The following is a 20214-nucleotide window of genomic DNA, read 5'->3' as shown; positions in this document are numbered from 1 at the left end:
AACCGATAAAAAAGCCGGGCTTCACTTTTCAGGGTGAAGCCCGGCTTTTCGGATTTTTTAGCGTTACTTGTCTTTTCCAAGCAAGTCTTCCCAGCGGTAAAGGTGAAAGACTTTCCCTTCCGACATGGCCACAAAAAGCCCTTTCGGGAACCGGGGGCCGAGCGGCACACTGGTCACGTCCGAACCATCGCTCGACTGGGCCGCTACCCGGACGACCTTCAGACGTGGGTGGTCGTGCGGCTTGCCCGCCGTTCCTTCCCGGGGAAAGAAATGGAACTGATTTGCGCCCTGGTCTGACACCAGCAGATAGCCGGTTTGGGGGCCGGTTTTGTAAATGGAAATTCCTTCGTGGTCTTCTTGGAAGCCAGTCCGGGCAAACAGGGCGAGTTCTGTCCCGCTGCTGTCCGGACTAGCGTAATACTTCCGAACTCCGATCTGCTCGTCGGAATAATAAACGTACCCCAGCTCGTTATCGACCGCGATGGACTCGATTTCCTTCCTGCCGCTGTAAGCCCCAAACTTACGAACAACGGTTGCCTTAACCTGCCCCGCTCCGTTGTCTTCCAGACGGTATTGCCACAGGTAGCTTTCTTTGGGGCCATCTTTCCGGCCAACCACCGCAAAAATAGCGTGATCGGAAGGGCGGGTGTAGAGTGCGATGCCCATCGGTGCCTGTTGGGTTTCTCCGGAAAAAACCTCGATACCTCCGCCATCAACCGGTTTTAGATCGGGCAGGCTGAACAGCCGGATCTTGTTGGCCTCACGTTCGGTCACCACGGCAATATCCACCGGTTTGCCGCCGAGTGGAAGCCCGTAGGCGATATCGACGTTGTTCGGTCGTTTGAGGTTCCGAACCACCTTGTCCGCCTGAATTTTTCCGTTCAGATCAAACACGTACAGCGCCCCGTCCCGATCCTTGTCGGTTCCGATAATCAGGCTTTGCGCCGGATTCGCCGGGTTAATCCAGATGGCCGGATCGTCGGTATCGTGCCGGACCGAATCGGTGATGACAACCGGCTGGATCACCGTCGTGTCCAGACCGATTGCCGTCTCCTGATGGGTGTTTTTAGATAAATTACTCGAGCAGGCGGCTGCCAGCAAACAGACTAACGCGTACACTGGGAGGGTTTTTCTCCGCATTGATCAATTCCGGTTAAGGTCAAACTTTATCCCCACGTTATACCGCGGACGGTAAAATTCCGCCTGTAGGGTCCGCGACGCAATGCCCTGATAATACCGCAGGGGCTGGTTGGTCAGGTTGTTGGCTTCCGCAAAGATGCGCAGGCTTTTGCCAATTTTGTAGGCCGCATTGGCGTCGAGGAAAAACTGTTTGTCGTAGTACACATCCTCAAAGTCGTTGCCGCCCAGCGCGTCGAGGTAGGCTGCCGTGTAGTTGCCGGAGAGACGGGCCGAAAACCGCTTGTTCTCCCACGACAGCGACGCATTGAACAGGTGGGGGGCCGTACCGGGCAGCATCACGCCTTCGCGCTTTTCGCCGTCGGAGTTGTAAATACCGTCGGCAAACGATTTGGTGAACGTGTAGTTGGTGTAGATGCCCAGACCGCGCAGAAAACCGGGCAGAAAGTCAAGCTGACGCTGAAAGGCCACTTCCAGACCAAACATGTTTACCTTGTCTCCGTTGCGCGACTGGATAAAATCCCAGTTTTCCCCCGCTGCAATGGGGTTCGCTACGCCCGGGAAATCGGCCGCAAAGTCGGCGGTGTTGTACTGCTGGTTGCGGTAATTATAGATGAAATTAGCCAGGTTTTTGTAGAACACCCCGCCCGAAATCAAACCAATGGACTCAAAGTAATTTTCGGCCATCAGGTCAAAATTCCAAGAATAGGTTGCCTTCAAATCCGGGTTCCCGGCCTGAATTTCGCGGTCACTCGGTAGGGTGCTGATGTACGGTGCCAGGGCGTAATAGTTGGGCCGGGCGAGCGCCGTGGTGATGGCCGCCCGCAGAATCATGTTGTCTGTGGCATTGTATTTAAACGACAGGTTGGGCAATACGTTCAGGTAGCTGTTTCGGACGGAGCGTTGCCCGGTCAGGTCTTCCTCGTCTTCAATGACGTTACCGGTGTAGTTGATGTCGGTATTTTCCAGCCGGACACCCGCAATCATCGACAGTTTAGCGCTCAAATCCTGATCCCAGCGCACGTACCCCGCCACGATGTTTTCTTTCGCCCGGTAGTTAACCGCTAAAAATTCGCTGGACACCGGACTGGCTTCAAACAGGGCGGGATTACCCAACGCCAGGCCACCCAAAAACTGTGGACTGGCAAACAGACCCGGCACCTGCGATCCGGCCTGGAAATTTGCACCGGTCCAGTTGACCGTCGGCACACTGCCCAGATTGCCCACCGCATCGCCCGGCGACTCGAATTCGTAGAAGATGTTGTTCCGATCCTTGGTTTTCAACCGCAACCGACCACCGAACCGAAGACGGCCTTTCTGGTCGGGTAAGATGGACAGGGGCACCCGAAAATTCAGTTTAACGCCCAGTTCGTCCTCACTCGTATAATCGTGATTTTCGGTGATCTCGTTCAGGCCAATGTCTCCCGCGCTCAGGCTGGTTGGTGTGAAAGAGGGGAAACGGGTGTCGCCATTGAAGCTCACCGTGTTGTTGCTTTTGCGAAACAGAATATACCGCTCGTTGGGCCGGTCTTCGCTGGCAGTTGAATAACTCACCGCCCAGTCGACATCCAGCGACGATCCAAACAAGTGATCCCCCCGCAGGGAGTAGTTCTGGACGCGCTGGTCTTCCAGGCGGGTCGATTTATTGCGGCTGTTGTCAATTCCGCCCTTGGTCTGGCGACCAATCCGGCCGGTGTAGCCGATAATCTCGTTGTTGTCGTTATAAGTCGGGGTAATGTTGTCCGTACGCAGGCGGAAGCGGTTTTCCCGGTCGTCGCGCCAGTTGTACATCGCGTTGGCCGTAATGGTGTGGTTGGTGCCTAATTTGAAATCAAACGCTCCCGAAATACTCCGGCGAATGCGCTGCACATCGTATTTCCGAACATCGTGCTCGTTGATGTAAACGTTGCCAAAATCGTCGCGGCTCCAGACGGCTTCCACGTCGTCCGAACCATACCGGTTGTTGTTGTAGGAACCGCTCAGCACTACGCCAATGGCATCGTTGGCAAAACGGTTGCCGTATACGAAGCCGCCGGTATACAGGGCTTTACCGCGGATGGGATTGTACCCTCCCGAAAGCGTGGCCGAAATCCGCTGGCCATTCGGAGCGGCCCGCGTAACCAGGTTCACCGAACCGCCAATGGCGTCGGCATCCTGGTCGGGCGTTAGGGTCTTGTTGACTTCGATGGTCTGAATCATGTCCGACGGGATCAGGTCCATCTGCACGCGCCGGTTGTCGCCTTCAGCCGACGGAATCCGGTCGCCGTTCAGTGTCACCGAGTTTAGTTCGGGCGCCAGTCCGCGAACAATGATGTTCCGGGCCTCTCCCTGATCGTTCTGCATCGTAATGCCGGGTACCCGTTTGAGCGCATCGCCAATGTTGGCATCCGGGAAACGGCCCACCTGGTCGGACGAGATGATGTTGGTGATGTTCTGGTTGTTTCGCTGCTGGCTCAGGGCTTTGGCCTGCCCGCGCAGCCGGTCGCCCAGCACCACCACTTCATTCATCAGGATACCGCCTTCTTCCATGACGATTCGCCGGGGAGCCGAAGTGGAGGCTTGTACCTGAATTTGCTGACGAAAAGGCTGGTAGCCAATGTAGGTAGCTTCCAGCTCGTAGTTTCCGGCGGGAACGTTCAAAAAAGCGAATTTGCCGTGTACATCCGAAACGGTATACCGGTTGCCGGGCGTGATTTTCAGGGTTGCGCCGGGAAGAGCCAGGTTCTGTTTGTCGATGATCGTTCCGGTTACAACACCCGTCTGCGCATAGGCCTGCAGCAGGACAAACACGGCTATGAAGGTCAATAGAATTTTTCTCATCACATGTCGTTTGATCATGGATGCAAAATTCCACCGTACGCCGGGCGGCCACAAAGATTGGGTGTTATGAAATCGTTACGATAGCATGGGCCTTCCTTACAATTAGTTCATTTTGAAGGCCGTGCATGCTGGTATCTACCCGTTACCGCCCGATGGGCCGGATGCCGGATTTCCGAACGTCGGCGACACTAATAAACCGGTAGCGCGGGTCTTTCTCAAAATAATCTTTCGAGTTGCGGTAGTGCCGCTGGGCGCGCTGGCGGGCTTCTGTGAAGAGTTTGCGCGACGTTTTCCGACGGCGAACCGACATTACTTTCCGTAAATCCACATCACCAATCATGGATGTTTCCAGGCAGGCGAGGTCCTTGTGTTCGGCGTCGCGGTAGTAGCCCAGCACGCAATGGTCGGCCAGGAGCACCAGCACGGGGTCGATGTGAATCGAGCGAAGTACTGACGCCATCAAAACCATGCCGTCGACGCAGTTCGCCTGCCGGTTGTTCCAGGTCTGGTCAATCGTCCGGATGCGTTGGCTGTAGAGGTTGGGCGAGACGCCCGTGCTCGAATTGGTTGAAATTGAACTGTAGCGGATGCCGCGTTTCTGCATCGCGTACCAGATGGAGAAAACCTGATCATCGACCCGCTTTTTGTCGCCGGTCTGATACCCGTCGAACGCGTCCACAATGTCGTTTTGTAGGGCCTGGCTCAGCACCTCATCCACCACCGGATCATCTTCATTGATGTAGGCCACGTACATGTAGTTCAGATCCAGATCACCCGTACCGGTTTCGTCGTCTTCCCAGTAATATGGGCAATCGTTAACGGACCGCATCGTCGCTACCACCGTCCGATGGCTTACTTTTTCGTTATCGATGTAGGTGGTTACCGTAAAGTTGACGGGCGTGGGTTGCAGCAGTCCGCGCAGTTTTTCAAAATTCCAGGCGATGCGGGGGGAGATCTCGTAATCTTTATCAGCTTCCTGCAAAACGCATTCAAAGGCGGCCGCTTCGCTGAAGGGAGTCGGAGATACTTCCACCCGGACCGACGTGTTCAGGCCCGGATTATGAAACATCACCGATACGTTGCCGTCGCCATCGCCCAGCCGATAGTTTTTGCTTTTTGCGGGCATCGTCGCCCGGGCCAGCAGATAGGACGGAAACAATTGCTGCTCCATTCCGACAGCAACCGACACGCGCTGACGATTGCTCAGCGTACTTTTTACGGAAGAGGAAGATAGGTGTGCTAACGACTCGCCACTGGTTTCAGCAGGCGCTAACTGCGAGAAACCAGTAGAGCAGAATAAATTAAACACACTAAAAATTAGTGCATTACGGAATAATGTCATTTTTGGTTAAGCAGTTACAGTATATTATACGGTCGGTATGCGAATCTACAGACTTTTGCAAACTTTATCAATAAGGTGGCACGACGCAGTATCAACATTTTTTTGTACTATTGCCCGGATTTTGTAACCATATGCGCACCGTCCTGGCCTACATCCTGCTAATTGCCACGCTGCTGCCGACTTTCAGTCAGTGGGGGACGATTGCGTATTACCATGCCAACAAAGATTATATTGCTAAAGTCCTGTGCGAAAACCGCGCCAAACCGCAATTACACTGCGACGGAAAATGTTATTTGGCCAAAAAATTAAACGCACAACAGGAACAGCAGGACAAAGCCACCACCGAGCGGGTTCAGAAGACGCCTGATTTTCAATTATTCTTTCAGCTTACTTCGCCTTTCAACTTTCGCCCGGTGAGCGTGGGATTGGCCACCAGCCTGCCCGCATACCTGATCAAGATTTACGCTTCTCCGCTCTCCCTTCTCTTCCAGCCTCCGCGGGTTTGATGAACGAATAGCGCAGCCTGATGGCTTGCGTTGTTTTCTGGCCGTTGGCAAAAGCCAACGGGTCTGCTTTCCATCTTTCAACCTGCTTTTCATGAACTTTTTGTATCAAATCCTTGCTGCCGTTTTGGTGGTAATGGCTCCCTTTCAGCTGCTTGCCCAAAATCAATCGGCAGTTCAGGGCACCATCTTTGACGCCCGCACCAAAGAACCCCTGGCGGGCGTGAGCGTCTCGTCTGAAGACCGTACCACCGGCACTATAACGGACGCTGGCGGCAAGTTTCTCCTTCACCCGGCCACGCCCAGCATCCTGATTTCAGCCGTTGGCTACCAGCAGCAAACCGTCGAGCCGACCGAAAAACCGCTTTCAATCGCCCTGGAACCCACCGTCGAGAACCTGCAAACCATCGTAGTAACGGCCAGTCGTGAAGCCCAGAAGCGGACCGAAGCCCCGGTTGCCATTTCCCGGCTGTCGCCCACGCTGATCGACGAGACAAAACCCACCCTGCTCGCCGAACTCATCAACAAAACACCGGGTGTGGTGATGCTCAATTACAACAACGAACAACACGGTATGGGCATCCGGCAGCCGTTTGGCACGAGCGCTTATTTTCTATACCTGGAAGACGGTCTGCCGCTTCGGCCAATGGGCGTCTTCAACCACAATGCCCTGATTGAGATGAACGTCTTCGCGGTCAGTTCGGTCGAAATCATGAAAGGTCCGGCTTCGTCGCTTTACGGCCCGGAGGCAGTGGGGGGCGCCATCAACTTCATTACGCAGCGTCCTACCGCGGTACCCACGTTTCGGATTGGTATTCAGGGCGATCAGTGGCATTACGGGCGAATTCAGTACGGCGGGGGCGGTATGCTCACCAAAAAACTGGGGGTTTACGCGGGCGGTTTCGTTGCCCGGCAGCGCAACAGCTGGCAAACCCGGTCCGACTACGATAAGGTATCGTTCAACGCCCGGGCCGAATACGCTTTCACCAGCCGGACACGGCTAACCGGCACGTTTTCGTACAATGACTATGATTCGCAAACCGGTGGCAGCGTCGACAGCATCGCGTTTTATAACCGCCAATACACTTCCACCTCCGATTTTACGTACCGCAACGTAAAGTCCATCCGCTCCCGGTTAACGCTCGATCACCAGTGGAAAAACGGTTCGGACAGCTACATAACGGCTTTTTTCCGGGACAATTCAATCGGACAGAATCCGAGTTACGGCATTCGCTGGACGAGCGGGTCGACTAAAGCAACGGGACAGATAAACGTCAACGCATTTACAAGCTACGGATTGATCGCCCAGCACAGCCAGCGGATGCCGTTCTGGAACAGCCGCCTGCTGGCGGGGCTGATGGTTGATGCTTCGCCTACGTCCTACAACGCCTATCAGATTGAACTGGAAGCGCAGCTGCGGCCCGACAAAAAATCGGTGGAACGGTACAGACTGGTACAGGAACGGCCCGATCTGAAACTGGCCGATTATGCCGCCGACATCCTGAACTCGGCGGTGTATGCTCAGCTGGATTTAAACCCGTTACCGGCCCTGCGGCTTTCACTGGGCGGCCGGTTTGACCAGATGACGTTCCATTACGACAACTACCTCGACCAGAGCAGTGGCCGGAAAGCGTACCGCCAGTTTACCCCGAAAGTGGGCGTGACCTACGATTTGGGCCGCGACCGCGGCTTGTATGGCAACTACAGCCGGGGGTTCTCACCGCCGGGGCTGACGTCAATTTTCACCAAACGCGTCAACGTTCAGCCGGGTGAGCCGCTGTTTTATTACAACCTGCAACCGGCTTATTTCAACAACTACGAGATCGGCGGCTGGGCGTCGCTGCTGAACCGCAAAATCTACCTCGACCTGGCGTTGTACCAGATGGAGGGCCGCAATGAATTGCTCAACGTCCGCCAGCCCGACAACAGCACCGATTACCAGTCGGCGGGAAAAACTCTACACCGCGGCATCGAGTACAGCCTGACTTACCGCCCGACCCGCGAATGGTTTTTCCGATTTGGCGGCACAAACGCCATCCACCGGTTTGTCAATTTCGACCTGAGTACCCGAGCGTCCGACGCCGTCAAGAACGTCAACGGGTTTGACATGCCCCAGGCTCCGCGCTGGGTGGCCAATACCGAACTGACCTATAAGCCCCGGTGGGCGAAAGGCTTGCGGGTGTCGGCGGAGTGGCAGCGAATTAGTTCGTGGTACCAGAACCAGATCAACACGGTTTCATACAACGACCGGGGCGCGTTTGGCGGGCGGGGCATCAGCGTTGTCAACCTGCGGGCGGGGTATCCATTCCGGCGGTTTGAAGTGTTTGCCAACCTGCTGAACGCAACCAACGAACTTTACGCGACTTCCGCCACGCGCGGTAACAACACCACCGACCGGACCACCTATACGCCAGCGGCCCCCCGCACGTTAATGGGCGGTATTCAGTACAATTTCTCAAAATAAGTCCTCAAACACGTTCAATATGAAACATATCATTCTCGTTGCCGCGGCTTTGTTACTCGGATTTGCGGAGAAACCCGCCAGAGAAGTACTGCTTTCGAGCCCGCAGTTTGTCGGCGCGACGCCCCGCCTGACCACCGACCAGCGCAACAATCCGGTATTGAGCTGGACGGAAAAAGAAGGAGAAAAAACCTATTTTTATTTTTCCGTATCGGAAGACGGCGGGCGGACGTTTGGTTCGAAAATCCGGGTCCGGACGCCCACGGTTTTTTCGAGCCATGCCGAGGGAATGCCGAAAGTGGCGTTTAAAAAGGACGGGACGGTTCTGGCAGTGTTTGAGGTTTCCAAACCGACCGCTGACGCTCCCCGCGCCAGCGATTTGCTGTATGTAACCTCAACCGATGGCGGACAGACCTGGGCCGACCCCAAAACCGTTCACCGCGACGTGACGCCGGGCAAAGGGCATTCCTTCAGCAACGTGAGCCGGTTACCGAACGGCGAAATCGGAATTGCCTGGCTGGATGAAAAAGCATCGGGTAAGGAAGGCCGGACCGTGAAATTTGCGCAGACCGGAGCGGGAGGAGGTTTCGGAAAAGAAATCCTGGTGGACGACAACGCCTGCCAGTGCTGCCGGACCAACGTGTTTGTGGACAACCAGAACCGGATTCACGTAGTCTACCGTGATTTGCTGGACGACGGCGCCCGTGACATCAGCCACGCGGTTTCGGCCGACGGTGGCCGGACGTTTACCCGGCCGGAGGTGGTGTTCAACGACGGCTGGAAAATCAACGCCTGCCCGCATACCGGTCCTGACGTGGCGCAGGTGGGCAGTGACCTGTTCGTGACCTGGTTTTCGGGTGGTGAAAGGCCGGGTATCAAACTGGCCCGGCTGGGTGCCCCCCAACTGGTGACAAGTATGGTGTCGGAGCGTACCAAACATCCCCAGATGACAACGGTCAACGGTCAACTGGTATGGGTTTGGGACGAGTCGATGGCGATTAAAAATGCGGCCGGCGAAAGCCGGTTTATCCAGCGAATCGGGCTGCGGAAGCTCGTTGGTGGCAAGGCTTTACCCGTGACGTACATCACCCCAACCGAGGTGAACGCATCCTATCCGGTGGTTCTGGCAACAAAAAAGGGGGTATTAGTCGCTTACGAACAGCAGAAAGAGGGGCAAAACAGCGTTATAGTAAGCAGGTGGGTTGAATCATTCTAAGTGTCGCATGCTATGAGAAATTATCTCTCCCTTTCCATCATGAGTTTATTCCTCTTTTTAACGGTTCTGGTGGCTTGCCAGAAAGAACCGGTAGAGCCGAACTACGGGACTGTGCAACTGAAATTTGATAACGTTGTTGGGTCGCAGGAGTTAAACTTGGATAATACAACGTACACCAACGGTAGCGGAGAACCGTTTGTCGTCACCCGGCTGGATTATTTTGTCAGTAACATCAAACTGAAAAAAGCGGACGGTTCGGAATACGTAGTACCCCAGGACAGCAGTTATTTTCTGGTGTCGGAGCGCAGTGCAGCATCGCAAACCGTTTCACTTCGGAACATTCCGGCGGGCGATTACACGGGCATTACTTTTGTGGTGGGGGTGGATAGCCTGCGAAACACGATGGGGATCGATAAACGGACCGGGGCGCTGGACCCGGCCGGTACGGCTTCGGGGATGTACTGGGACTGGAACTCGGGTTACATCTTTCTGAAACTGGAAGGAACATCAACGGCAACCCAGGCCGACGCCACGGGTAAACAGAATTTTACGTACCACATCGGTCTGTTTGGCGGCTACCAGTCAAGGACCATCAATAATTTAAAAACCATTCAGTTGCCGTTTGAAGCTACGCCAGCCCGGGTTACGGCGGATAGAACGACGGGAATACAGCTGAAAGCCGACGTGATGAAAATATTCAACGGGGTTAAACCACTAAGCATTGCTAAAACGCCGATGATCATGGTGTCGGCGCTGTCGGCGGATGTAGCCGCCAATTACGCGACAATGTTTAGCATCAGTAACGTTCAGGCAGATTGATATGAAGCGTTGGCAACACGTCGGAATCCTGGCTTCCATCATTTTTTACGCCGTTTCGGTCGCCTGTCAGAGCGACGGCGGAAAAGTGGAGCCGATTGAACCGGGTCCGGGCACCAAGCCGGTTGAGTTTCAGACCACGCCATACAACTGGAAGAAACCGGCCAACTTTAGCGATCCGCGCTATAACTTAAGCAAAAACCCGCTGACGGTGGAAGGGGTGGCGCTCGGCAAAACGCTGTTTTACGACGGCCTGCTATCAAAAGACGGTAGCATCAGTTGCGCTTTCTGTCACCAGCCGACGGCGGGTTTTGCGCACAATGACCACGCGCTGAGCCACGGTATTAGCGACAAAATCGGGACCCGCAACGTACCCGGTATTCAGAACGTGGCCTGGCAGGAAGCCTTTTTCTGGGACGGCGGTATTGTTGACTTGGACCTGCTGCCGATTTCCCCCATCCAGAACCCGGTCGAAATGGGGGATTCGCTGGCGAATGTGTTGCAGAAAGTCCGGAGCAGCGGCCAGTATCCACCCATGTTCAAAGCGGCTTTCGGATCGGAAGAAGTGACGACGGAGCGGTTTATGAAGGCCCTGTCGCAGTTTATGCTGACGATGGTATCGGCCAATTCCAAATACGATAAGTATGCCCGCAAAGAGGCCGGGGTGAGCCTAACCCAGCAGGAAACGCGCGGGTTAGCGTTGTTTCAGGAACATTGTGCAGGCTGCCATAGCGGGGAGTTGTTTACCGACCAGCGTTACCGCAACAACGGACTGCGGATGCAGCTGGCCAACAGCAAAGACTACGATCTGGGCCGGTATCAGATCACGCTGGACCTAAACGATTACAATAAATTCCGGGTACCAAGCCTGCGAAACATCGAGCGAACCTCACCTTACATGCACGATGGGCGGTTCCTGACGCTGGAGCAGGTGCTGGAGCATTACATCAACGACGTTCAGGATACGCCCCAACTGGACCCGTTGCTGAAGAAAAACGGCAAACCCGGCATCCCGCTGACGCCGAACGAAAAATCCGACCTCATTGCTTTCCTCCGTACCCTGACGGATTACGAATTTCTGGAAAACCGGAATTTTCAGCCGAATTGAGCCACCGACGGTTTTAGTGGGTGTGACGCAGCCGGTGCAGCCGGATGTTCGTCAGGTGGGTCAGGACCAGGCTCAGCGAGGCCGCATAACCGACGTATTCAAAGGTTTCGCTTACCTCTTCGAGCAGGATGGCGACGGCAAAGACGCTCAAGAAAAACCACAAACCGATTTTGACGGCGGGCGTGGTGAAATGCCGCGTGGCAAAGTAGACGGCCAGCACGTTAACGCCAATAAACACATAATCAAGGCTCAGGAAGCCCACCCGCACCGCATCATTGGCCAGAAACGACGATGAAACCAGCAGAATCGGAGTAATCAGGCAGTGAACGATGCACAAAATTGACCCGCTAATTCCAATGTAATCGGCCTTACGGTTTAGCTCTTCTAATCTCATAGTCTCCTTCATCTTGGCGTGTTTGCTCTGCAAAAATAAATGCAAGGTCTTATATAGGACAAAATTTTTGCAATAAAGTTGCATTTATTTTTGCAACCTTGTTGCGTATCACTACATTTGCCTCCGCTGAACGCAAAGAATTCGGTGGAAAACCGTCGATTAAAACCGTTAAAAAGAACGAGCATGACCAGAAAGCAAAGCCGTCAATGGGTGTGGATGATAGCACTGGGAGCGTCGATGACGCTGCTGGCCGGGTGTAATGACAAGGCCGACGAGCCGCAGCCGACCGACGAAAATGAACTGATCACCACCGTCAATCTGAAATTTACGGAGCAGGGCACCAGCACAACCCAGACCTTCTCCTGGCAGGACAAAGACGGTGATGGCGGGCAGGCCCCGACCAAATTTGATAAAATTACGCTGAAGCCAAACGCAACCTACGACTTGACCGTAGAACTGCTGGATGAAAGCAAAACCCCCGCGGAAAACATTTCTGACGAAGTGGCGGAAGAAAGTGACGAGCACTTGTTTGTATTTACCGCCAACCCGGCTACGCTGGCAACCTATACCTACGGCGACAAAGATGCCAAGAACCTGCCCATCGGTTTGAAGGGAACCCTCAAAACAAACGCGGCCGCATCGGGTAAACTGCGCGTTCAGCTACGGCACCAGGCCGGGACGAAAGACGGTACGGCCGGGCCGGGTAGCAGCGATGTTGATCTGGAGTTTGACCTGGCGGTGCAGTAGGCAACCGGAGCAAACTTAGTAAGAGAGTGTGATGAGTGGCCGGTGTTGATCATTGGCCACTCAATTTGTTTAAAACCGTATAGCTCTGCAGTTTTCCGTTTTTGTTGTAGTTCTCAGTTCTGATGTCGAACAGCACATCACTGGCCCGGTAGCTGACGGAACGAAGTGTCGAACGAACGGGAATGCCCATTGCCCGGTTGTTCATCTCCATGTTGGAATTAATCTTATAGACGCTGAACGTACCGGCGGGGGTGGTCAGGTTTTCTTTACTTTCCACCGTTCGATTGACCACCTTCATGTCCATATCCATCATTTTGGTCCCTTTATTATAGACCTCGGCCTGCATTTCGCCATCGGGCAGTTTGCTGCCTGTGCTGTATTGGCCAGGGTATGCCAGTTGATTGTGCTTAGTCCGCACTTCCATGTCCTTCATGGTTTCGTAAGTCCCCATAAACATTCCCGACAGGTCTGCGATGAGTTCCTTTCCCGTGCAGGTGTAATTGACTCCAATTTCGGGCGCGGCTTTTCCCTTCTCGTCAAACGTCTGCATACTGACGCTGATCAGGGTCGAACCGCCCGATTTTTTCACATCCTTAATGGTGTAGACCATCTTACCGATGGGCTTATCCTTGGAGTTAAACGTCAGCATCTCGTAGCTGGTGCCGGGTTTAAACTTCATGCCCATACAATCCTGAGCCGTTGCGCTCAGCGTTGTCAGGCCAAGGGCAAAAAAGAAAAGCAGTGCTTTCATGAGTCGAGGGATGGTTGTCGACTTAAAAAGTACGGAAAAGTTAGCAGAGCCGGGCAAACGATTGATTGAACGGTTATTACACCCAGGCCATGCTGGCTACACCGATGAGCATAATCAGCTTACAAAGTGAACTCAGGTAGGAAAAGTCCCGCTTGGTATCGGCTCTGACCAGCCGGTAAACCAGCCACGCAATCGGGATGAGCAGGATCACGAACATCCAGAATAACTGCTGGTTTTGCAGGAAATACGCGATGGTAAAGAGCGAAACGATAAAGGTGGCAATGATGGCGTACAGCACTTGCTTGGTCGGGCGCAGTCCCCAGATGATGGGCAGTGTTCGGCAGCCAAACCGGGCGTCGCCTTTCACATCCTCCATATCCTTGATGATTTCCCGAACCAGCGTGATCACAAACGAAAACAGGGCATAGATCAGGAGCAGGTCCACTTGCTGGCGATAGTAAACCGCCAGCACGATGAGCGCCAGGGCCGTCAGAAACGCCACGATGAAGTTGCCGATGAACGGTTGCCGTTTGAACGTGGACGAGTAGAACCAGAGCAATGTTACCGATAAAACATTGACCACGAAAATCCACTTGCTGAGGTAAAAGCCAATCACCACCCCCAGAAAATTGAGGGCCTGGTGGGCGCCCATGGCGATCTGGCGCTTCAGATACCGCCCGATGATAACCCGGTCCGGTTTATTGACAATATCGATTTTGATGTCGAAGTAATCGTTGATGATGTAACCGGCCGCGGCAATGCAAACCGTTGAGAGCGAGAGCAAGAAAAGCTTGGTATCCAGCAGCAGGCTGGGCCAGTCGCCCCGCGGGCCGATGAGCGTCAGGCGGGCAAAATACTGCGTAGCCACGATAATCAGCAGGTTCTGCACCCGGATCAACCGCAGGAATCCCAACACAAATACGTAAAATGGCGGAGTACCCGTACGGGCTGCTTTGCTCCGAACTTTTGGGTTCATGACCAAACGAAACATTCAATACCAAAGATACGGTTTCCCGGCCGAATCCTTGGCACCGTTAAAATCTTTCTCCGTCCGGTCGAATCCGTGAACACAATTGACGGCAATTCGTGTTATGTGAAGTAATTGAAGGACTAAAGGAGTGATTGACTTCGCGCTTTCACTCCGTCGCTCCATCACTCCTTCGTTTATCTGATTTATGAAAATTGGCATCGTATGTTACCCGACGTTCGGGGGAAGTGGTGTGGTAGCGACCGAATTGGGCAAGGCGCTGGCGAAAGCCGGCCATAAAATTCATTTCATCACCTATCAGCAACCACCCCGTCTGGATTTTTTCAGCGAGAACGTCTTTTACCATGAAGTAAATATACCGACCTATCCACTGTTTCAGTTTCCACCTTACGAGTCGGCGCTTTCCAGCGCGATGGTGAACGTGGTGCGGTACGAAAAACTGGATTTGCTGCACGTACATTACGCTATCCCGCACGCTTCGGCGGCTTATATGGCCAAGATGATTCTGCGGGCGCAGGGGCGCAACGTTCCTTTTGTTACGACCTTGCACGGAACCGATATTACGCTGGTGGGTAAGGATGCCTCCTACGAACCCGTCGTGACGTTTAGCATCAACGAGTCGGACGGCGTAACGGCGGTTTCGGAACACCTGCGGCAGGAAACGCTCGATCAGTTTGCCATCCGGCGGGAGATCGAGGTGATTCCGAATTTTATTGATCTCGACCGGTTTAAACGCCAGAAAAAAGAACACTTCAAAATGGCCATTTGCCCGAACGGCGAAAAGCTGATTGTGCATACGTCTAACTTCCGGCGCGTGAAGCGTATCGATGATGTGGTCGAAGTTTTTAATAAAATCAATCAGCAGATACCCAGTAAATTGTTGCTGTCGGGCGATGGACCGGAACGCCCCCGCATCGAAAAATTATGCCGGGACATGGGGATTTACAACGATGTACGGTTTTTGGGAAAACTCGACGCCGTGGAGGAAGTGCTGTCGGTAGCCGATCTGTTTCTGATGCCCTCCGAAAACGAAAGTTTCGGGCTGGCGGCTCTGGAAGCTCTGGCCTGCGAAGTCCCGCTGATCACCTCCAATGCCGGGGGGTTACCCGAACTGAACGTACAGGGGGTAACGGGTTTTCTCAGTAATGTGGGCGACATTGACGACATGGTGAAGAACGCCTTGTTCATTCTGAACGACGAGAACCTGCCGACCTTTAAACACAACGCACTGGAGCGGGCGAAAGAGTTTGAGATTTCGCGTATTTTGCCGCTTTATGAATCTTACTACGAGAAGGTGGTTCAGGAAAGCCAGGCGCTGGTTTAAAGCGTTATTTCCGAATTTTGACCCAAGTGCGGCCAAGGCCGGGTGCGCTGTTGTGGAATACGAGCCTGAAAGCAGAGCTAGCAAAAAGTATAAAATCCAAAAAGGCGGCCACAACGGCCGCCTTTTTTATGTTACATTCCTTAAAACGGAAACGCCGTACAGCCGGTATTGGCTTACCGCAAATCCACCACTTCAACGCCCGGGTATTTCGATTTATCGAAAACAAAATAGTTATCGGCTACGGTCACGTTGGGCGTAAATGAGTCGATTGTATAGCTGGTTATTTTACCACTTTTGTCGGTCAGTTTCCAGCCCTTGACGGATTTATCTTTCTTATTGACGGCGATCTGCACTTTCGTAATCTGCGTATTTTTCTTCTCCGGCGTCAACTCCACCACGTCAACCGGCTGGCCACCTTGTTTCTGTTCGCCGATGTATTTGTAATTATAGCCCTGTTTGTAGATGGAATAAATCTTTGTCGGGTTGAATTCGCCGGACGAGCCGCCGTCGTAGTCCTGCACGTTTACTTCGTTGGTTTCCTTGATGTAGGTCGACATCGTTTTGCCATCGGTGAACACTTCCTGTCCCGCCAGTTTGAGCCGGAAAGCATTCTTTTTCACCGTCAGATCGCCTTTGTACTTACCGCCCTCGCCAGCGTAGCTGAACGCGGCTTTGTAGGAGTTCAGCGACTGGTATTTCTTGCTCATCGCATCCAGAATCTCCGACGCTTTTTTATCTTTCTGCGCCACCGAAGGGAGTGCAATTCCTAAAATGAATGCCCATAATAAGGCTACTTTTCTCATGTGATTTGTCTTTTATGAAATGCTGGGTTGTTTCGCTCAAAATTGCCCGCAAAGTTGCTGACCGTTTTGTAGGTAGACAAGATTTACGGGAAAAAGTTTAATCGGAGGAGGGGAGGAAAAAGGGATGCGGGAAGGGCAGAAAAAACAACGGACGAAGTACCCTCGTCCGTTGTTTTCCGTTAGTTCATATTCTTCAGCATTTCTTCCAGCGTGTTCACATCCTGAATGAGCACCTCGCGGGCTTTACTGCCTTCAAAGGCCCCAACAATACCGGCTGCTTCCAACTGGTCGATGAGCCGACCGGCCCGGTTGTAACCCAGCTTCAGACGGCGCTGGATGAGCGAAGTGCTGCCCTGCTGGTGATTGACCACCAACCGGGCGGCTTCGTCGAACATCGGATCACGGTTTTCCAGATCAATTTCGCGCTCCTCGCTGTTGCCCGAGTCGTCTCCGGCAAATTCCGGCAGGTTGTAGGACGAATCGTAGCCGCGCTGATTGCCGACAAACTCGCAGATTTCTTCAATTTCGTTGGTATCGACAAACGGGCATTGCAGCCGGACAATATCCGAGTTGGACGAAAACAGCATATCGCCCATCCCGACCAACTGCTCAGCCCCGCCCGCATCCAGAATGGTCCGGGAGTCAATCTTGGACGTAACCTTGAACGACAGACGCGCCGGGAAGTTGGCCTTGATCAAACCCGTAATGACGTTGACGGATGGCCGCTGTGTGGCCACCACGAGGTGAATACCAATGGCCCGCGCCAACTGCGCCAGTCGGGCAATCGGCTGCTCAACTTCCTTGCCCGCCGTCATCATCAGGTCGGCCAGCTCGTCGATCACCAGCACGATGTAAGGTAAAAACTTGTGTCCGCGTTCGGGGTTCAGCCGGCGCTGGATAAACTTGGCGTTGTATTCCTTCAGGTTCCGGCACTGCGCGTCTTTGAGCAGGTTATACCGGTTGTCCATCTCGATACACAAGGAGTTGAGCGTGTTGACTACCTTCTTGGTATCGGTGATAATCGGCTCGTCACTATCGGGAAGCTGCGCCAGAAAATGCCGTTCCAGCTTGTTGAACAGCGTCAATTCCACTTTTTTAGGATCAACCAGTACAAGCTTGAGCTGCGAGGGGTGCTTTTTGTAAATCAGCGAGGTCAGCAGCACGTTCAGGCCCACGGACTTTCCTTGTCCCGTTGCCCCGGCCATGAGCAGGTGGGGCATTTTGGCGAGGTCGGCCACGAAAATCTCGTTGGAGATGGTTTTGCCCATCACGATCGGTAGCTCAAAATTGCTCTTGGAAAACTTCTCCGTGCTGATCACCGACCGCATCGCAACCATCTCCCGGTTTTTGTTTGGCACCTCAATACCAATGGTGCCTTTTCCCGGCATCGGAGCGATGATCCGGATACCGAGGGCCGCCAAACTCAGCGCAATGTCGTCTTCCAGGCTCTTGATCTTGGAAATCCGGACCCCGGCCGCCGGAATAATTTCGTAAAGCGTGACGGTGGGGCCAATCGTTGCCTTGATGCTGTCGATGGTAATGCCGTAATTCTGAAGCGTATCAACAATCCGGTCTTTGTTGGCTTCCAGTTCCTCCGCCGAAACCTGCGCTTTCTGGTTCTCGGGGTATTCGGTCAGCAGGTCGATGGTCGGGAACAAATACCGGGGCAGATCGAGCGTTGGGTCGTACAAACCGTGCAGTTTTAACGCATCCTCGTCCACCTCATCGGTCGGGCCGGCGTAGGGCTCTGCAACGGGTTGTGACGCTTCCGCCGACGGTTCAATCGGCGTGGTGTCGGAAATCGTAAAGGTCAGCGGTTTTTTAGCGGCCGGACTTGGGCTGCTGCTACCATTTACTTTTTCAAACTTCGGTTCGGGTTCCGGTTCAGATTGCGGCTCCGGCTCGGGTTCAACGACGGGTTCAGGCGTCGCAACGACGGGCGGTTGCTGGGGCCGGGGAACAGCGTTCATTTTGGCTTTAACGTCGATAAAGTCTTCCACATCATCTTCGTCAACTTCTTCCGCTTCCTCCTCGGCCTCCGCATTGTCATACGCAGGCCGGGGCTTTGAAACTGGTTGTTTCGGCAGGGAAACCGAAGGGAATTTGGTTATCCCGTAGAAAAAAACCAGGAACAGAAACAGCGCAAACCCGATGATGGCAATACCGCCCCAGCCAATGAGGCTGAACAGCCAGACGTTTATTTCGTAGCCGATACCACCACACCAGACGCTACCGTCGCCAATGGAATCGGTGGCCAGGACAATATACCCCGCCAGCGAACTAAACCAGGCCATGTAGAATAAGGTCGCTTTGGTCGTCCGGCTGATGGGAAGCCATTCGCGGTGAAAGGCCAGTTTGCCACCCGCCAGAAACAGGATGAGGGGCAGCCCCAGGGCCGCGACGCCAAACCACCGGAAAATGAATACGTGGGCAATGAAGGCTCCCAGGACGCCCAGAAAATTACGCATCTCGCCACCCGACTCGCGCAGAGACGAATCGGTGACGGTGCTCAGGACGCTCTGGTCTTCCTGCCCGGTCAGCAGGTAGGAGCAAAAGGCCACGGTCAGCCCAACGGCCAGCAGCATCAGCAACCCGCCGAAAGCCAGCCTTGACCGCTGGTCGGCCTGAAAAGTAGGCCATTTCATCGGAACCGACGCCGGGCGTGCTTTCGTCCGCTCGGTCCGAGGGGTATTTTGTCGGTTGATGGGTTGTGTCATCGTCGTATAAACTGCATTAATCTACCTCTTCTGCCAATACTTTGCAAATCCGCTTAGCTAACGCAGGGCCTTCGTAAATAAACCCTGTGTAGACCTGCACCAAACTGGCCCCGGCCCGCAGTTTTTCGAGCGCATCTTCGGCGGTGGCGATGCCTCCCACACCGATCACTGGGAATGCGTGACCCGACTGTTGACAAAGATAACGAATGACTTCCGTCGAACGGTGTTTCAGGGGCGCTCCGCTGACGCCCCCCGCGCCCATTTTTTCGACGGTCTGGGCGTCGGTCTGCAATCCGTCGCGGCTGATGGTGGTGTTGGTCGCAATGATACCGGCAATCCGGGTGGTGCGGACAATCTCGATGATGTCGTCCAACTGGCTGTCGGTCAGGTCGGGGGCAATTTTCAGCAGAATCGGTTTGGCAACGGGTTTACGACGGTTTTCGTCCTGCAACCGCTGCAGCAGCGCCATCAAAGGCTCTTTTTCCTGCAAGGCCCGCAGCCCCGGTGTGTTGGGGGAGCTGACGTTGACAACGAAGTAATCGACGGTATCGTAGAGGTCGTGAAAACAGGCCAGGTAATCGTCCAGCGCCTGTTCGTTCGGCGTATTTTTATTTTTTCCGATGTTGCCGCCAATGATCAGCCGGGGGCCGGAAGTTCGTTTCCGGAGCCGAACGGCGGCCGCTTTTGCGCCTTCGTTGTTGAAGCCCATGCGGTTGATAAGCCCTTTGTCGGCTTTCAGACGGAACAGCCGGGGACGTTCGTTGCCGGGTTGGGGGCGGGGGGTAACGGTACCGATCTCCAGGAAGCCAAAACCCAGGCAGGCCAGTTCATCGACCCACTCCGCGTTTTTATCGAAGCCCGCAGCCAGACCAACGGGATTGGGAAATGAAATGCCGAAAACTTCCCGCTTCAGCCGTGGATCATCGACGGTGAAAAACCGCCGGGCCAACCAGCGAAAACCCGGAATAGCCAGCGAAATTTTCAGGAAAGAGGTAGCGAAATGGTGAATCTGTTCAGCATCAAAGCGAAAAAGAAGAGGCAGGATGACGCGCTTGTACATAACACAAATGTACAGAACGGCAGGGTT

16 protein-coding genes are annotated in these 20214 nt (G+C 54.0%); 7 read left to right on the top strand and 9 right to left on the bottom strand.

What is annotated here, in order from left to right; genetic code table 11:
- Positions 1-63: 63 nt before the first annotated feature.
- The 3 genes from OQ371_RS05280 to OQ371_RS05270 all read right to left on the bottom strand — a co-directional run bounded on the left by OQ371_RS05280 (position 64) and on the right by OQ371_RS05270 (position 5146).
- Entirely contained in the window at positions 64-1140 is a 1077-nt protein-coding gene (locus tag OQ371_RS05280) for a phytase (protein ID WP_374761435.1), read from the bottom strand.
- A gap of 3 nt (positions 1141-1143) precedes the next feature.
- Positions 1144-3957: a TonB-dependent receptor gene (locus OQ371_RS05275; protein ID WP_265992740.1), complete on the bottom strand. Its 2814-nt coding sequence runs from the start codon at positions 3955-3957 to the stop codon at positions 1144-1146.
- A gap of 142 nt (positions 3958-4099) precedes the next feature.
- On the bottom strand, positions 4100-5146 hold the full coding sequence (locus tag OQ371_RS05270; protein ID WP_265992739.1) for a hypothetical protein: 1047 nt from the start codon (positions 5144-5146) through the stop codon (positions 4100-4102).
- A gap of 284 nt (positions 5147-5430) precedes the next feature.
- On the opposite strand from OQ371_RS05270, the gene OQ371_RS05265 reads away from it, so the two are divergent.
- From OQ371_RS05265 to OQ371_RS05245, 5 genes are all read left to right on the top strand, one after another.
- Positions 5431-5805, top strand: coding sequence for a hypothetical protein (locus OQ371_RS05265; protein WP_265992738.1), 375 nt, complete (start codon positions 5431-5433; stop codon positions 5803-5805).
- A 91-nt stretch (positions 5806-5896) separates the two neighbouring features.
- A complete protein-coding gene (locus tag OQ371_RS05260; RefSeq protein ID WP_265992737.1) occupies positions 5897-8266 on the top strand; it encodes a TonB-dependent receptor in 2370 nt (789 codons plus the stop codon).
- A 19-nt stretch (positions 8267-8285) separates the two neighbouring features.
- A complete protein-coding gene (locus OQ371_RS05255) occupies positions 8286-9479 on the top strand; it encodes a sialidase family protein (protein WP_265992736.1) in 1194 nt (397 codons plus the stop codon).
- 12 nt (positions 9480-9491) lie between these two features.
- On the top strand, positions 9492-10298 hold the full coding sequence (locus OQ371_RS05250; RefSeq protein WP_265992735.1) for an MbnP family protein: 807 nt from the start codon (positions 9492-9494) through the stop codon (positions 10296-10298).
- A 1-nt stretch (position 10299) separates the two neighbouring features.
- Positions 10300-11403: a cytochrome-c peroxidase gene (locus OQ371_RS05245; RefSeq protein WP_265992734.1), complete on the top strand. Its 1104-nt coding sequence runs from the start codon at positions 10300-10302 to the stop codon at positions 11401-11403.
- A gap of 13 nt (positions 11404-11416) precedes the next feature.
- Here OQ371_RS05245 and OQ371_RS05240 read toward each other — a convergent pair whose 3' ends face one another.
- On the bottom strand, positions 11417-11797 hold the full coding sequence (locus OQ371_RS05240; protein ID WP_265992733.1) for a MerC domain-containing protein: 381 nt from the start codon (positions 11795-11797) through the stop codon (positions 11417-11419).
- Between the two features lie 183 nt (positions 11798-11980).
- Here OQ371_RS05240 and OQ371_RS05235 point away from each other — a divergent pair, with 183 nt between their 5' ends.
- Positions 11981-12544 (top strand): hypothetical protein, encoded by a 564-nt coding sequence (locus OQ371_RS05235; protein WP_265992732.1) that lies wholly within the window; start codon positions 11981-11983, stop codon positions 12542-12544.
- Between the two features lie 49 nt (positions 12545-12593).
- On the opposite strand, the gene OQ371_RS05230 is transcribed toward OQ371_RS05235, so the two are convergent.
- Positions 12594-13295, bottom strand: coding sequence for a TapB family protein (locus OQ371_RS05230; protein ID WP_265992731.1), 702 nt, complete (start codon positions 13293-13295; stop codon positions 12594-12596).
- Positions 13296-13371: 76 nt separating this feature from the next.
- The gene (locus tag OQ371_RS05225) at positions 13372-14271 is read right to left on the bottom strand and encodes a geranylgeranylglycerol-phosphate geranylgeranyltransferase (protein WP_265992730.1); all 900 of its coding nucleotides are present in this window, start codon (positions 14269-14271) and stop codon (positions 13372-13374) included.
- Between the two features lie 199 nt (positions 14272-14470).
- Between OQ371_RS05225 and bshA the strand changes: the two genes are divergently transcribed.
- Complete coding sequence (bshA, locus tag OQ371_RS05220) at positions 14471-15607, top strand: N-acetyl-alpha-D-glucosaminyl L-malate synthase BshA (RefSeq protein ID WP_265992729.1); 1137 nt, start codon at positions 14471-14473, stop codon at positions 15605-15607.
- A gap of 173 nt (positions 15608-15780) precedes the next feature.
- Here bshA and lolA1 read toward each other — a convergent pair whose 3' ends face one another.
- From lolA1 to OQ371_RS05205, 3 genes are all read right to left on the bottom strand, one after another.
- Positions 15781-16410, bottom strand: coding sequence for an outer membrane lipoprotein periplasmic chaperone LolA1 (gene lolA1, locus OQ371_RS05215; RefSeq protein WP_265992728.1), 630 nt, complete (start codon positions 16408-16410; stop codon positions 15781-15783).
- Positions 16411-16589: 179 nt separating this feature from the next.
- A complete protein-coding gene (locus OQ371_RS05210) occupies positions 16590-19127 on the bottom strand; it encodes an FtsK/SpoIIIE family DNA translocase (RefSeq protein WP_265992727.1) in 2538 nt (845 codons plus the stop codon).
- Positions 19128-19143: 16 nt separating this feature from the next.
- Positions 19144-20187, bottom strand: coding sequence for a quinone-dependent dihydroorotate dehydrogenase (locus OQ371_RS05205; protein ID WP_265992726.1), 1044 nt, complete (start codon positions 20185-20187; stop codon positions 19144-19146).
- Between the last annotated feature and the right edge of the window lie 27 nt (positions 20188-20214).

This window comes from Larkinella insperata (assembly GCF_026248825.1).
Classification (GTDB): Bacteria; Bacteroidota; Bacteroidia; order Cytophagales; family Spirosomataceae; genus Larkinella; species Larkinella insperata.
The sequence above is the reverse complement of the archived record's forward strand: the minus strand, read 5'-3'. Positions and strand labels throughout refer to the sequence as shown.